Source organism: Bacillus sp. FSL K6-1338, from assembly GCF_038006965.1.
Classification (GTDB): domain Bacteria; phylum Bacillota; class Bacilli; order Bacillales; family Bacillaceae_G; genus Bacillus_A; species Bacillus_A thuringiensis_S.
The window spans coordinates 4085028-4099542 of sequence record NZ_JBBOWI010000001.1 but is presented as its reverse complement, the minus strand read 5'-3'; the positions used below and the strand labels follow the sequence as shown (position 1 = coordinate 4099542).

Here is a 14515-nt window from a genome sequence, read left to right as displayed (position 1 = left end):
GAGGAGATTTCATATGAAATGGATACAAATGCCGTTAGGCCCATTGCAAACCAATGCTTATATTTTAATGAACGATCAAAAAGAGTGCATTATCTTTGACCCTGGTCATGAAGGTGAAAAGCTCGTTACATATTTACAAGAAGAACAATTAAAACCATTGGCGGTTTTATTAACACATGCTCACTTTGATCATATCGGTGCTGTTGATGCGGTAAGAGACGCTTTTTATATTCCTGTATACGTACATAAAGAAGAAGCAGATTGGTTAGGAGATGCAACTGTAAACGGCTCTCAAATTTTTATGATGAACCGCAGTATTACAGCAAAACCAGCGGATCATATTATTGATGCAGAAGGTACATTAACAATTGGATCATTTAATTTTGAAATTTTTGAGACGCCGGGACATTCTCCAGGAAGTATTTCTTATTATAGTAAAGAGGCGAATGCTGTATTCTCAGGAGATGTATTGTTCCAAATGAGCATTGGAAGAACAGATTTGCCTGGTGGAAGTTTTGCTGAATTAATTGGAAGTATTGAAGAGAAATTATTTGTATTACCAGATGAAACAGCGGTGTTATGTGGACATGGTCCAGAAACAAGCATTGGCTTTGAAAAAGAAAATAATCCGTTTTTACAATAAGGAGTCATTATGGGAATGGAGCTCATTTTAAGAGAATGGATGGGGAAAGAAAAGGATTATTCAATTTCATATAGTACGTATATGAACCTTGTATTGTATACAGAAGGTCATGGATATTATATGAAAGAACGTGAAAAGATTGGAAGAAAAGGGGATTTTTTTACAAGTAGCAATGTATCCTCTGTTTTTGCAAAAACTTTTGCTAAACTTTTTATTCGTCTTGTTGAAAATGGTGAAGTTGCTTCGAATATTTGTGAGGTTGGTGGGGGAACTGGAAAGTTTGCCTATGATGTTTTACAAGAATGGAAGCAATTATCTCCGAAAACCTTTATTGATTTAAACTATTCAATGATTGAAGTGAGCCCTTTTCATAGGAAATTACAGCAGGAGCAACTTGGCTCATTTTCTAATGTATCGTACTATACCTCCTATAGTGAAATGGGAGATTCTTTCGAGGGAATTCTTTTTTCGAATGAGTTGTTTGATGCATTTCCTGTTGAAATAATTGAGAAAAGAAATGGTATGTTGTATGAAGTACGTATTACATATACAGAGGAAGGAAACCTTTCAGAAGTATGTAGGCCGTTAGATAAAAGAATTGGTCGATATTTATTGAAATATAATATTCATATTGCTGAAGGGCAACGTTTTGAAGTACCAATTGTGATGGAGGAGTATATAAAAGAAATTGCGAAATGGTTTCAAAAAGGTATATGTATTACAGTTGATTACGGATACACAAAAGAAGAATGGATGCATCCAGCACACCGTGAAGGAAGTTTGCGAGGGTATTATCAGCATAAGCTAATACGAAACCCACTAGCGTATCCAGGTGAAATGGATCTTACTACTCATATTCATTGGGACGAGCTAACTGAGATGTTTAGTCTGCAGGGAATGAGTGCAGTATGGCATAAGAAACAATCTGAGTTCTTGTTAGCTGCAGGAATATTAGAACAGCTTACGAGCCATCAAGATACGAATCCTTTTTCTGAAACGCAAAAAAAAAATCGAGCAGTTCGTTCTATGATTTTGAATGGAGGAGTAGGGAGTGCGTTTGATGTTGTTATACATACAAAAGATATGCAACATTTGCATTTGGAGCAGTATGTAACAATATAAAAAAACAAGACACAGTATATACTGTGTCTTGTTTTTTAATACGACTTATGTAGTATTATATATTTCCTCTCATGATATATATTTATATTAAAGATATGAGATGAAAAATATAGAATACGTTCTTTTTCTTCGATTATTAGTCCCTAACCTAATAATACGCGAACGAGTTGAATTATTGTTTCGTTCTCTACTTTGTAATAAATTTCTAATCCTTTTCTTTCACTAGAAACGATTTTAGCGCTTTTTAATTTTGCTAAATGCTGTGAAATTGTAGATTGTGGCATGTTTAAGCCAGTATACATTGTAGAAACGTTGCTTGGACCGCGCTCAATTAATCCTTTTACGATACATAAACGAACAGGATGAGCTAGTACTTTTAATAATTCTGCATTACTTTCATATAGTTCTAATTCTTTTTGAAAGGTTTCTAACATGTTCTTTTCCACCTCCGTGTGAGCTATTATACCATACTATACATACCAAAAATTTAAAGAAAAGAAAATAGTTGTTGCAGAAAAAAAGTCCTAAAGTAAAGAAATTGTAAGAAAAGAGACCCTGATGTAAATAAAATAGGTAAATTAGCACGTTTTTGTAAAATAAAATTTTTGGGTGAAAATTTCGATGCGTTTTAAAAATTGAAAGATATAGATATATTTGTAACACAATTTTATCATGATTTTCTTATTCTTTCAAATGAATATACAAAATTTTTAAAATAATATGACAAAGGAATTGTAATGATATATATAGAATATAAAACAGTTTAAAAGAAAAGAAGCTGAATGTAATTCGCTTCTTTATGATGATAACGAAATATTTGATTACAGCTGATAAATCTTAGGATAATCAAGTCATTAGTCATTTATTCTAAAATTCATCTTTTAGCAACGTTAAAAACCTGTGATTCCATATGTTCTCGTAAAAATCAATCGTCTCTTTTGCGGACATAAAAGGATTCTTCAACGTAGAGGTTGTTTTCTGTGCCATAAAGTTTTCGTATCCCAGTCCGTGGGCAAACTTAATCGTAGCATCCATACAGTACTCTGTTTGGGCACCACAAAATTCAATGCGCTTTACAGATAATTGATCTAAAATTTCTTTTAAGTTTGTTTTATAAAATGAATTTGCATGTGTTTTTCTTACAAAAAAATCTTGTTCTTGAACATCTAGATCGGTATGAATAGCCCAATTTTCTTTCTCGGGTACTAAATCATCATCACAATGTTGAACAAAAAGGATTGGTTTATTTAATTTTCTGTATGAAGAAATTCTTTGATTTACTTTTGTTAGTAAGTTCTGTAAATCAAATAAATGCTCTCCGCTATAACATACTCCATTTTGTAAATCGATAACGATTAAAATATCTGTACAAGTATCCATTATTTTTGCTCCTTTTTTATTTCTTAATATATCAATTAATAAATTACTTGGAAATAGATAAAAATTTTATTTTTTAATGAACTATATAGACAGAAAAGCACTAAAACGAGTATGGTAGACAGCATAAAAAAAGATATGAAAACTTAATTTCATATCTTCTATTCATTCTATACATTTACAGGTTCTTCTACATAAGAAAGGGCATTTTCAAAATCGGATATTAAATCGTCAACATTTTCAAGGCCAACTGATAACCGAAGTAATGAATTAGAGATCCCTCTTTCATCACGAGCTTCTTGCGACAGTGCTGCATGTGACATTTTTGCTGGGTAAGAAAGAATTGACTCTACCGCTCCTAAACTAACTGCAAAAACGGGTAATTTTACTTTTGACAAAAATTGGCGGAGTGCATCTTCTGACTGCAAAGTAAACGATAAGACCGCTCCAGCTGATGTTGCTTGAGATTGTTGAATATCAAATCCGAGATGCGTTTGTAATCCAGGATAATAGACATTTTGTACTTTAGTGTGCTCTTGTAAATAATGTGCAATTTTATTGGCATTTTTAGCTGAATGCTCGAGGCGTACATGCAATGTTTTTAGGCCACGAAGTACGAGAGAACAATCTTGAGGCCCTAAAATAGCACCGAATGCATTTTGTAAAAATCCAAGCTTTTGAGCGAGTTCTGCATCTTTTACTACTGCTAATCCGGCAGTAACATCACTATGACCAGCAATAAATTTTGTAGCACTATGAAGAACGACATCAGCTCCAAGTTCAAGTGGTTTCTGGAATAGTGGTGTCAAAAAAGTATTATCAACAAAAGTAAGAGCGCCAATAGATTTTGCAAGTTTAGAAACTTCGCGGATATCTGTCACTTTTAAAAGTGGGTTAGAAGGTGTTTCTACATAAAAGAGCTTTGTATTTGGTTTAATGTTTTGTTTTATTTCTTCTAAATTGGTCATATCAACAAATGTATGTGAAACACCGTAACGGGAGAGTACCTCAGTTATCACTCTGTAAGTGCCTCCGTATACATCTTCTGAAATGAGTACGTGATCACCTTGTGAAAGAAGGAGGAATGCAGTGGAAATCGCTGCAATGCCTGATGCAAAGGCGAATCCCTTTGTTCCACCTTCTAATAAAGCAATGATATCTTCAAGAGCTTCACGAGTTGGATTTCCTGACCTGCTATAGTCATATTTTCCGAACGTATCTACATCAAACTGGTGAAAAGTTGATGTGTTATAAATGGGAACGTTCACAGCGCCCGTTTGTGAGTCATGTTTATATTGGTTGTGTAGTAAGAGTGTATCTATAGAATAGCTCATATTTTTACACCTTCTTTTACGAGTTTAATGGCTTGCTTTAAGTCTTGAATTAAATCGTTACTATTTTCAATGCCAACGGAGAATCGAAGAAGACGATTGCATACACCGTTTGCTGTTCTAATATCTTCAGGAATATCAGCATGTGTTTGCGTTGCTGGATAAGTCATTAAACTTTCTACACCACCAAGACTTTCTGCAAATGTAATTAAGGATAAAGATTGTAAGAATGGATTAATCCAAGCTTCATCTTTAAGGCGGAATGAAATCATGCCGCCTCTTCCTGGATAAAATACATCTGTCACCCCGTTTTCATCATTTAAATATGCAACAACTGCTTTCGCATTTTCTTCATGTTGTCTCATGCGAAGCGCTAACGTTTTCATACCGCGAATTAATAACCATGAGTCAAATGGGCTTAAAACCGCGCCTGATGCATTATGATAATGAGCGATTTCCTCGCAAAGTTCCATTCCTTTTGCAACGACAAGTCCGCTTAGTACATCGTTATGTCCCCCTAAATATTTCGTTGCGCTATGGAGTACAATGTCAGCACCTTCTGTTAATGGTTGCTGTATATAAGGTGTGTAGAATGTGTTGTCTACAATAAGAAGTAGTCCGTGCCTTTTCGCTACAGTTGCGACAGCAGCAATATCAGTAACTTGCATTAATGGATTAGTTGGAGTTTCTATGAAAATAGCCTTCGTTTCAGTTGTGATAGCTTGCTCAATTTGTTTAATAGATTGTGTATTTACGTATCTACATCGAACATTCCACTTTTTTTCGTGCTCAGAAAATAATCGATACGTTCCTCCGTATAAATCTTCAGATACAATAAGTTCGTCTCCAGAGTGGAATAGAGAAAGGACGAGGAGAACAGCCGCCATCCCTGAACTACAGGCATAACCTTGTTCGCCATATTCTAAGTCTGCGATCGCCTGTTCTAAAAGACCGCGAGTTGGATTGCCAGTTCGTGAATAGTCAAAGCCAGTAGATTTACCAATTCCTTCGTGACGATAAGCGGTTGAGAAATAAACCGGTGGATTAACCGTTCCTGTTGTAGTTTCACTGCGATTTCCGATTTGTGCTAGTTTCGTTTCGATTGTTGACATGTGAAAATTCCTCCTTTTTAAATTGAAACATTAAGTGAATATAAAATAAAAAAAGCCTTCTAAGAAGAAGGCTTTCGGTTTGAATAGAGTCTTCTTCTCATCTGTCAAATCTTTCACAATTTGCTGGAATTAGCACCTTATTAACAAACTGTTAATGGTTGCTGAGGCGTCATAGGGCCAGTCCCTCTACCTCTCTAGATAAGAATGTTCGTATGAAATTTTTATTATGTTTTTAACTTTACAACAAAAGATAATTGAATTGCAAGTTTATTTTAAATAATTTTTATTTTTCCGCAAGTATCATTGACTTTTACTTTTGTGCATGCTAAATTTATTAAAAAATTAACAAACATTGTTAAAAGGGGAACGCATTTCCTTTTAGCTACATAAATAAAATAATAAAGACAACTCTTATTGAGAGCGGTGGAGGGAAAGGCCCTGTGAAACCCGGCAACCTTCAAACGAAATGTTTGAAACGGTGCTAATACCTGCAAAACGAATGTTTTGCATAATAAGAGGAGGAACGATTATGTCCCCCTCTTCAAAGTGAAGAGGGGGTTTTTATATTGATAGAAATGAGGGAGATTCGTGAAATTACTAGATTTATTATCAAAAGGAATTGTAATAGGTGATGGTGCGGTTGGGACGTTATTGCATTCACATGGTTTGCAAAGTAGCTTTGAAGAATTGAATGTATCTGATCCAGACTTAATTATATCGATTCATAAACAATATGTAGCTGCTGGAGCAGATGTAATTCAAACGAATACGTATGGGGCAAATGAGACGAAATTACGTATGTATGGTTTAGAAAATCAAGTTACAGAAATTAATAGAGCGGCAGTAAAACTGGCGAAAGCATCTGTTACAGACAGAAATGCAATTTTAGGAACAATTGGTGGTATGAAACACATCGGAGCCGTTACAACGACTGATATGGAAAGGGAGTTTATGCTACTTGAACAGGCAGGGGCTTTACTAGAAGAACAGGTTGATGGATTACTATTAGAAACTTTTTACGATGAATTTGAATTACTTCATGCCGTTAAAGTATTGCGTAAGCAAACGAATATTCCAATTGTTGCTCAATTAGCGTTACATGAAGCAGGTACGACTCAAAATGGAAATGATGTCAATGAAATATTAAAGCAACTTATAGATTGCGGTGCAAATGTTGTTGGATTGAATTGTCAACTAGGGCCGCTTCATATGACGGAAGCTTTCAAAATGATATCGATTCCGCAAAATGGCTATTTATCAGCATACCCAAATGCAGGTCTCCCGAATTATGTGGAGGGACGTTATGTATATGAGGGAAGCCCAGCTTATTTTGAAGCGATGACACCGAGATTTATTGAGCAAGGTATTCGATTATTGGGTGGTTGTTGTGGTACGACTCCAGAACATATTCAAAGTATGAAGCGCGCTGTTGCGAATATTACCCCTGTAATAGAAAAAGACACGATTCAAAGGCCGAAAGTCGTTCATACGCATGAGAAACGTTCGAAGGCTCACGTCACTCTAGCAGAGAAAGCGAAAAAACAAACGACAGTTGTAGTGGAATTAGATCCACCGAAAACGTTAGATACACAGCGTTTTTTTGAAGGAGCAAGAGCGTTAAAAAGAGCGGGAGCAGATGCTATTACTCTAGCAGATAATTCATTAGCATCGCCTCGCATCTCGAATATGGCAATGGGTGCGTTATTAACCAAGCATGATATCCCAGTATTGACACATTTAACGTGTAGAGATCATAACGTCATTGGACTACAATCTCATTTGTTAGGTTTATCGGCGTTAGGGATGGAAGAAGTGCTAGCTTTAACTGGTGATCCAGCGCGCGTTGGTGATTTTCCCGGTGCAACTTCTGTATATGATTTATCCTCTATTGAGCTCATTAAAATGATTAAAGAAATGAACGATGGACGTTCAATTTTAGGGAAATCAATTGGACCGGCGACAAGGTTTTCTGTAGGCGGCGCATTTAATCCTCACGTGAGGCACTTAAAAGCAGCGGTTAAGCGAATGGAACGAAAAATAGATGCTGGAGCGGAGTATTTTTTAACTCAGCCAATTTACGATATCGCGCTAATTGAAGAAGTGTATGAAGCGACAAAGCATTTGGAACAACCTATTTTTATTGGAATTATGCCGTTAGTAAGTAAGCGGAATGCAGATTTTCTTCATTTTGAGGTGCCGGGTATTACTCTTCCTGAAGAAATAAGAGAGAGAATGGATGGACACGAAACGAAAGAGGCAGCAATTGAGGAAGGGATTCGCATTTCGCAAGAATTAATCGACATAGCGATGAAATATTTTAATGGTATTTATCTTATTACACCATTTTTAAAGTATGAAATTACAGAACATCTTGTTAAATATGTAAGAGAAAAGCAAGAAGTGAAAGAAGGTATTAATTGATGAAGTGTATAGAAGAAAAATTACAGAATAGCATTTTAATATTAGATGGGGCAATGGGGACAATGATTCAGCAAGAGGATTTAACTGCTGAAGATTTCGGAGGAGAAGAGTACGAGGGCTGTAATGAATATTTAGTAGAAACAAGACCAGACGTTATTTTAAAAATTCATAAAGCTTATATTGAAGCTGGAGCGGATATTATTGAAACAAATACATTTGGGGCAACGAATATTGTACTAAGTGATTATGAGCTGTCTCATTTAGATGAAGAACTAAATGAAAAGGCAGCACTTTTGGCGAAGCAAGCTGTTAAAGAAAGCGGGAAGGAAGTATATGTTGCGGGAGCAATGGGACCAACAACGAAAGCAATTAGTGTTACAGGTGGTGTGACTTTTGAAGAATTGATTGAGGCTTATACAAGGCAGGCACGAGGATTGTTAAAAGGAGAAGTTGATGTATTACTCGTTGAGACGAGTCAAGATATACGTAACGTGAAAGCAGCTTATATTGGAATTCAAGCTGCTTTTGAAGAAATGAAAAAAACGGTTCCTATTATGATTTCAGGAACGATTGAGCCAATGGGAACGACTCTGGCTGGGCAAACAATTGAAGCTTTTTATTTATCAGTAGAACATATGAAACCATTATCTGTTGGATTAAACTGTGCGACTGGTCCGGAGTTTATGAGGGACCATATTCGTTCACTATCTGATTTATCGGAGTGTTACATTTCTTGTTATCCAAATGCAGGTCTTCCTGATGAAGATGGACATTACCATGAATCTCCATCTTCTCTTGCTGAAAAGGTGAAGCGATTTGCTGAAGAAGGATGGGTTAATATTATCGGTGGTTGTTGTGGCACGACACCAGAACATATAAAAGCAATGAAATCCGCGCTAGCATCTCTTAAGCCTCGTGACCATCATGAGAGAGAAGGACATGGAATTAGTGGATTGGAGGCACTGCAATACGATGAGTCTATGAGACCGTTATTTGTAGGTGAAAGAACGAATGTTATTGGATCACGTAAATTTAAACGGTTAGTAGCAGAAGGGAAATTTGAAGAGGCTGCTGAAGTGGCAAGGGCGCAAGTGAAGAAAAATGCTCATATTATTGATATTTGTATGGCAGATCCTGATCGTGATGAAATAGAAGATATGGAGAAATTTTTGACAGAAGTTACGAAAGTGTTAAAAGTACCGATTATGATTGATTCAACGGATGAAAATGTTATGGCAAGAGCACTTACTTATATTCAAGGAAAAGCTGTTATCAACTCTATTAATTTAGAAGATGGAGAAGAGCGTTTTGAAAAGGTAACACCGCTTCTTCGTAAGTATGGTGCTGCAATTGTAGTTGGTACAATCGATGAAGATGGTATGGCAGTAAGTGCTGAAAGAAAATTAGAAATTGCAAAAAGAAGTTACGAATTATTAACGACGAAATATGGAATACGTCCGTCAGATATTATTTTTGATGCACTTGTGTTTCCAGTAGGGACAGGTGATGAAGAATATATTGGTTCAGCGGCAGCGACTATAGAAGGAATTCGTCTTATTAAAGAAGCGTTACCAGAGTGTTTAACGATTTTAGGTGTAAGTAACATATCATTTGGTTTACCACCAGCTGGACGTGAAGTATTGAATTCCGTCTTTTTATATCATGCTACGAAGGCTGGATTAGATTACGCGATTGTTAATACGGAAAAATTAGAACGCTATGCGTCGATTCCAGAGGAAGAAAAACACCTTGCAGATGCATTACTGTTTGAAACGACTAAAGAGACGTTAGAAGAATTTACAAACTTTTACCGAGTCGCTAAAAAGAAAGATGTCGTTGTGCAAGAAACGTTAACGCTTGATGAAAGACTAGCAAATTATATTGTAGAAGGTACGAAACAAGGATTACACGAGGATTTAAGTCTTGCACTTGAAGAAGGAAGAAAACCTCTTGATATTATTAACGGTCCGCTTATGACAGGGATGGACGAGGTAGGACGACTATTTAATAATAATGAACTTATTGTTGCTGAAGTATTGCAAAGTGCCGAAAGTATGAAAGCTGCTGTAAGTTATTTAGAGCCATATATGGAATCTAGTGATAGTGCGAAAAAAGGGAAAGTATTATTAGCAACTGTAAAAGGTGACGTGCATGATATTGGGAAAAATCTCGTTGAAATTATTTTAGCGAATAACGGATATGAGATTATTAATTTAGGAATTAATGTACGTTCAGATCGAATTGTTCAAGAAGTACAAGAAAAGAATCCGGACATTATAGGACTTTCAGGTTTATTAGTAAAATCAGCGCAACAAATGGTAACGACTGCTGAAGATTTAAACGCTGCAAATATTGATGTTCCCATTGTTGTAGGTGGTGCAGCATTAACGAGAAAGTTTACAGATAATCGGATTTCACCATCATATAAAGGGCTCGTTTGTTATGCGAGTGATGCGATGACGGGGCTCGATATTATTAATAAGCTTCAAAAAGAAGAAGAGCGTGAGAAGATGAAACAGGATAAGAAAGAACGGCATCTTCATATCGTAAAAAAAGAGGAGAAGAAAGTAGAAATTCCAGCAGTAATTGAGCCATTACCAAAGGCTGAGGTTATCGTGCCTGATTCAACAAAACGAATTGTATTACGCGATATTCCCGCCCTTCATCTCGCTCCATTTTTAAATAGACAAATGCTACTTGGGCATCACCTTGGATTAAAAGGAAATGTGAAGAAGCTTTTGAAAGAGGGAGATAAGAGAGCGCATGAATTAAATGATTTAATAGATGAATTATTGCAAGAAGGACAATCTTGGTTAAAGCCAAAAGCAGTGTATCAATTTTTCCCAGCGCAAAGCGATGGACAAAACATTGTAATATATGATCCAGAAGATCATACGCGTGTTATAGAGCGTTTCACGTTCCCTAGACAAGGAAAGGCCCCCTATCGTACTTTAGGCGATTATTTGCGCCCAATTGGAGATGAGATGGACTATGTTGCTTTCTTATCTGTTACGGTTGGGGAAGGAGTTCGGGACATTGCTGAAGAGTGGAAGGCGAAAGGTGATTACTTACGTAGTCATGCCATTCAATCGTTAGCGCTTGAATTAGCAGAAGGACTTGCTGAAAAAACACATATGCTCATTCGTGACCGCTGGGGCATTCCAGACTCACCTGAACTGACGATGGAAGAACGTTTCCGTACGAAATATAGAGGAATACGCGTGTCATTTGGTTATCCGGCGTGTCCAGAACTTGCAGATCAAGAAAAGCTATTTCGCTTAATTCATCCAGAGGAAATAGGTATTTCATTAACAGAAGGATTCATGATGGAGCCAGAAGCGTCCGTAACGGCTATGGTATTTTCTCACCCTGAGGCAAGATATTTTAGTGTATTATAGTCTAGAAGGGGGAGACGTATGAAGAAAATAGTCTTTACAGGTGGCGGTTCGGCAGGACATGTAACACCTAATTTAGCCATTATCCCACATTTACAGGAAGACAACTGGGATATCTCTTATATTGGTTCTCATCAAGGTATTGAGAAAACGATTATAGAAAAGGAAGGCATTCCCTACTATAGTATTTCGAGTGGAAAGCTACGTCGTTATTTTGATTTGAAAAATATAAAAGATCCTTTTCTTGTAATGAAGGGTGTTATGGATGCGTATGTAAGGATTCGAAAACTAAAACCAGATGTGATTTTTTCAAAAGGCGGTTTCGTATCTGTACCAGTCGTAATTGGAGGATGGCTAAATAGAGTACCAGTTTTATTACATGAATCTGATATGACGCCAGGACTAGCAAATAAAATTGCGCTTCGTTTTGCTTCGAAAATATTTGTTACATTTGAAGAAGCAGCGAAGCATTTACCGAAAGGAAAAGTAATATATACGGGATCTCCTGTACGTGAAGAAGTGCTGAAGGGAAATCCTGAAACAGGTTTAGCATTTTTAGGTTTTTCACGTAAAAAGCCAGTTATTACGATTATGGGAGGCAGCTTGGGCGCGAAGAAAATTAATGATACGGCTCGAGAAGCATTACCAGAACTTCTTAAAAAGTATCAAATTGTTCACCTTTGCGGAAAAGGTAACCTTGATGAAAGTTTACAAAATAAAGAAGGATATAGACAATTTGAATATGTACATGGAGAACTGCCGGATATATTAGCGGTAACAGATTTTGTTATTTCACGCGCGGGCTCCAACGCAATTTTTGAATTTTTAACATTACAAAAGCCGATGGTTTTAATTCCATTATCGAAATTTGCAAGCCGTGGAGATCAAATATTAAATGCAGAGTCCTTTGAAAGGCAAGGGTATGCCTCCGTATTATATGAAGAAGATGTAACTGTAAAATCTCTGATAAAGTATGTCGAAGAATTGAATCAAAATAATGAGAAGTATAAAACAGCACTAAAAAAATATAATGGAAAAGAAGCAATTCAAACAATCATTCAAAATATTTCAGAGGCATGATGAAACAATCATGCCTCTTTTAGTAGGGTGAAAGATTCCAAGAATTGATATTTTTATGTTACAATAAAGTGAAACTTTAATCAGTTGGGTGCATCCCACATCTAACTTCTTTACTTTTACTGAAATTTGAGGAGGGAGTCTTACTGCCCTCAAATAGCGGGATAATAACTGGGTTAATAGAGAAATTCCAATTAATGAGGCGTGAAAATACGAATGGATTAGGAGTGACTGTGTTGGAGCTAAGTCTCTATGAAAATACTGCACTTATTATATGCTTTGTGTTGTACGTTGGTAGTGTTATTGTTTATATTTCAAGGAAATTTTCGCAAGAAAGAGAGCTTGAAAAGTCAGAGATAACAGCTGAACTAGAAATGTTAGCTGATGAAAGTTATAAAAAACAAAAAATAAAAGAAGACCATGAAGCATCCCATCATTTAAACGCAAATAAGTTTTAAAGATGGGGATTTTTTTTGAAGTTGTTCTTTATTATAGCTATAACAAATAACGCTAAAAAGGAGTTTCCCCATACATAATGAAGGAGTGTATATAAATGAATTTTTATATCGCCTCAGGTTTCCAAAATAAACATCTTGTACGTTCCGTAGCAAATGAACTGAAACATGCAGGATGGCACCATACATATGATTGGGCCAAAAACGAAAGAGCAGCGAATCAAGAACAATTAAGAGAAATTGGTCAGGCAGAACAAAATGCTGTAAAAGAAGCGGATGTGTTTTTACTTATATTAGATGGCGGAAACGGGAGCCATACAGAGTTTGGAATGGCGATTGCGCTAGAGAAAACGATATATGTATATCATGCAGGAAATCCGCTCCAAACAACGTTCTATCACTTGCCAGAAATAAATATTTTTGAAGGAGATGTAGCTGAGTTTGCATCTTATGTTATGAATCATGTGAAATAATGTAACTACCTAAAAGGTTATAAAAGTGATCTTTTGGGTACAGTGATGATAAGAAACGTATATAAAGGAGTACATAATATGAAATTAGAAAATGGATGGGAAACGAGCTTTTTAGAAGTCGTACAAAATAGTGAATTTAAGAAAGAGGCACTTCTTAGTCAATTGCTTTGTCAGGATAGTGAAGAAGTAGAAGAGCTTGTGGATGATTACGGCTACGAAGAACTTGTTGAACGTGAACATGATGATGAGTTAGCTGAAATCTTAGGAGAAGAACTTTTTAGTGAGATGGAACGCCAAGTATTCTTATCTTCAAACCCAGAAGAAAAACTTATTGCATTCGTCAATGGATTAGGTTTTCATGTGTTAGATTGGATCGTTCTTCTTGAAACAGAATTTGGAATTGATAGTGCAAACTTTACATCAGATGCTGTAAAGGTGTTAGAAAAGCGTTTCAGACAGTTTCCGTACATAGAGGACAATACAATTTTTGATATGACATTTGGAGAATCGATGGATGTATTAGAATCTGTTACAGGATTACAACTAAAGGAAAAGATGAACATATAATGAAAAAAGAACGTGATTGGATCACGTTCTTTTTTTACATAATAATAATTTTATCATCTAGTTTTGTCTGCCCGGTAAGAAGTGCGTTTAAATATTCCACTTTTCTTATACAAGCTTGTATATGTCTTTCAACCTCTTGTAACTCTGCTTGGTGATGTGTTTCAATTGGATGAATTTGTACGTTGAATTTTTCAAATTGACTACTATATGTTATTTCTGCATAGCCGCTCATAATATCGGTTTCGTTATGAAATAAAAATTGCCTCGTTTTGTCACAGAATGATACATCCTGAAAGCCATATACTTTTAATGCTTCAATTACTTTTTTTATCATTTTTGTATTCATTTTTTTAACCCTCTTTACGAAGTTCTACTTTTATATTATAACATAAAAAATTACATAGAAAGCGCTTCCAAGTGTATTTTATTATAAACTTTACGTTTCAATCACAAAAATGAAACAAAGAAAAAATAATTGTAAAGAAGGAAGGACTCTTTTATTGTTTCGTCATATATATAGAGAAATAGTGCAATGAAAGGAA

At 35.8% G+C, this 14515-nt stretch carries 13 protein-coding genes and 2 riboswitches; of the genes, 8 read left to right on the top strand and 5 right to left on the bottom strand.

Annotation, left to right across the window (positions count from 1 at the left end):
- The first annotated feature begins 13 nt into the window (after window positions 1–13).
- Both NZ044_RS20985 and NZ044_RS20980 read left to right on the top strand, forming a co-directional pair.
- A complete protein-coding gene (locus NZ044_RS20985; protein ID WP_000871230.1) occupies window positions 14–643 on the top strand; it encodes an MBL fold metallo-hydrolase in 630 nt (209 codons plus the stop codon).
- Window positions 644–652: 9 nt separating this feature from the next.
- A complete protein-coding gene (locus NZ044_RS20980; RefSeq protein ID WP_000525134.1) occupies window positions 653–1765 on the top strand; it encodes a class I SAM-dependent methyltransferase in 1113 nt (370 codons plus the stop codon).
- 143 nt (window positions 1766–1908) lie between these two features.
- On the opposite strand, the gene NZ044_RS20975 is transcribed toward NZ044_RS20980, so the two are convergent.
- The 4 genes from NZ044_RS20975 to metI all read right to left on the bottom strand — a co-directional run bounded on the left by NZ044_RS20975 (window position 1909) and on the right by metI (window position 5585).
- Entirely contained in the window at window positions 1909–2199 is a 291-nt protein-coding gene (locus NZ044_RS20975; RefSeq protein WP_000894377.1) for an ArsR/SmtB family transcription factor, read from the bottom strand.
- A 433-nt stretch (window positions 2200–2632) separates the two neighbouring features.
- On the bottom strand, window positions 2633–3145 hold the full coding sequence (locus NZ044_RS20970; protein ID WP_000379186.1) for a cysteine hydrolase family protein: 513 nt from the start codon (window positions 3143–3145) through the stop codon (window positions 2633–2635).
- A 167-nt stretch (window positions 3146–3312) separates the two neighbouring features.
- Window positions 3313–4476 carry a cystathionine beta-lyase gene (metC, locus tag NZ044_RS20965; protein ID WP_000122298.1) on the bottom strand — a complete coding sequence of 388 codons (1164 nt, stop codon included), beginning with the start codon at window positions 4474–4476 and terminating at the stop codon, window positions 3313–3315.
- A complete protein-coding gene (metI, locus tag NZ044_RS20960; protein WP_000103880.1) occupies window positions 4473–5585 on the bottom strand; it encodes a cystathionine gamma-synthase/O-acetylhomoserine thiolyase in 1113 nt (370 codons plus the stop codon). The genes metC and metI overlap by 4 nt, the downstream gene beginning before the upstream one ends.
- Window positions 5586–5679: 94 nt before the next feature.
- Window positions 5680–5790: riboswitch (SAM riboswitch) on the bottom strand.
- 203 nt (window positions 5791–5993) lie between these two features.
- A riboswitch (SAM riboswitch) is annotated at window positions 5994–6103 on the top strand.
- 70 nt (window positions 6104–6173) lie between these two features.
- On the opposite strand from metI, the gene NZ044_RS20955 reads away from it, so the two are divergent.
- From NZ044_RS20955 to NZ044_RS20930, 6 genes are all read left to right on the top strand, one after another.
- Entirely contained in the window at window positions 6174–8006 is a 1833-nt protein-coding gene (locus NZ044_RS20955) for a bifunctional homocysteine S-methyltransferase/methylenetetrahydrofolate reductase (protein ID WP_000770367.1), read from the top strand.
- Window positions 8006–11404, top strand: coding sequence for a methionine synthase (gene metH / locus NZ044_RS20950; RefSeq protein WP_098505675.1), 3399 nt, complete (start codon window positions 8006–8008; stop codon window positions 11402–11404). The genes NZ044_RS20955 and metH overlap by 1 nt, the downstream gene beginning before the upstream one ends.
- 18 nt (window positions 11405–11422) lie before the next feature.
- Window positions 11423–12481 carry an undecaprenyldiphospho-muramoylpentapeptide beta-N-acetylglucosaminyltransferase gene (locus NZ044_RS20945; protein WP_000724743.1) on the top strand — a complete coding sequence of 353 codons (1059 nt, stop codon included), beginning with the start codon at window positions 11423–11425 and terminating at the stop codon, window positions 12479–12481.
- A 194-nt stretch (window positions 12482–12675) separates the two neighbouring features.
- Window positions 12676–12936 (top strand): DUF3966 domain-containing protein, encoded by a 261-nt coding sequence (locus tag NZ044_RS20940; RefSeq protein ID WP_001250699.1) that lies wholly within the window; start codon window positions 12676–12678, stop codon window positions 12934–12936.
- Window positions 12937–13031: 95 nt separating this feature from the next.
- Window positions 13032–13406, top strand: coding sequence for a nucleoside 2-deoxyribosyltransferase (locus NZ044_RS20935; protein WP_001012339.1), 375 nt, complete (start codon window positions 13032–13034; stop codon window positions 13404–13406).
- A 78-nt stretch (window positions 13407–13484) separates the two neighbouring features.
- Window positions 13485–13973 (top strand): hypothetical protein, encoded by a 489-nt coding sequence (locus NZ044_RS20930; RefSeq protein WP_000764263.1) that lies wholly within the window; start codon window positions 13485–13487, stop codon window positions 13971–13973.
- 34 nt (window positions 13974–14007) lie between these two features.
- Here NZ044_RS20930 and NZ044_RS20925 read toward each other — a convergent pair whose 3' ends face one another.
- Complete coding sequence (locus tag NZ044_RS20925) at window positions 14008–14319, bottom strand: hypothetical protein (protein WP_001093240.1); 312 nt, start codon at window positions 14317–14319, stop codon at window positions 14008–14010.
- Window positions 14320–14515: the final 196 nt, after the last annotated feature.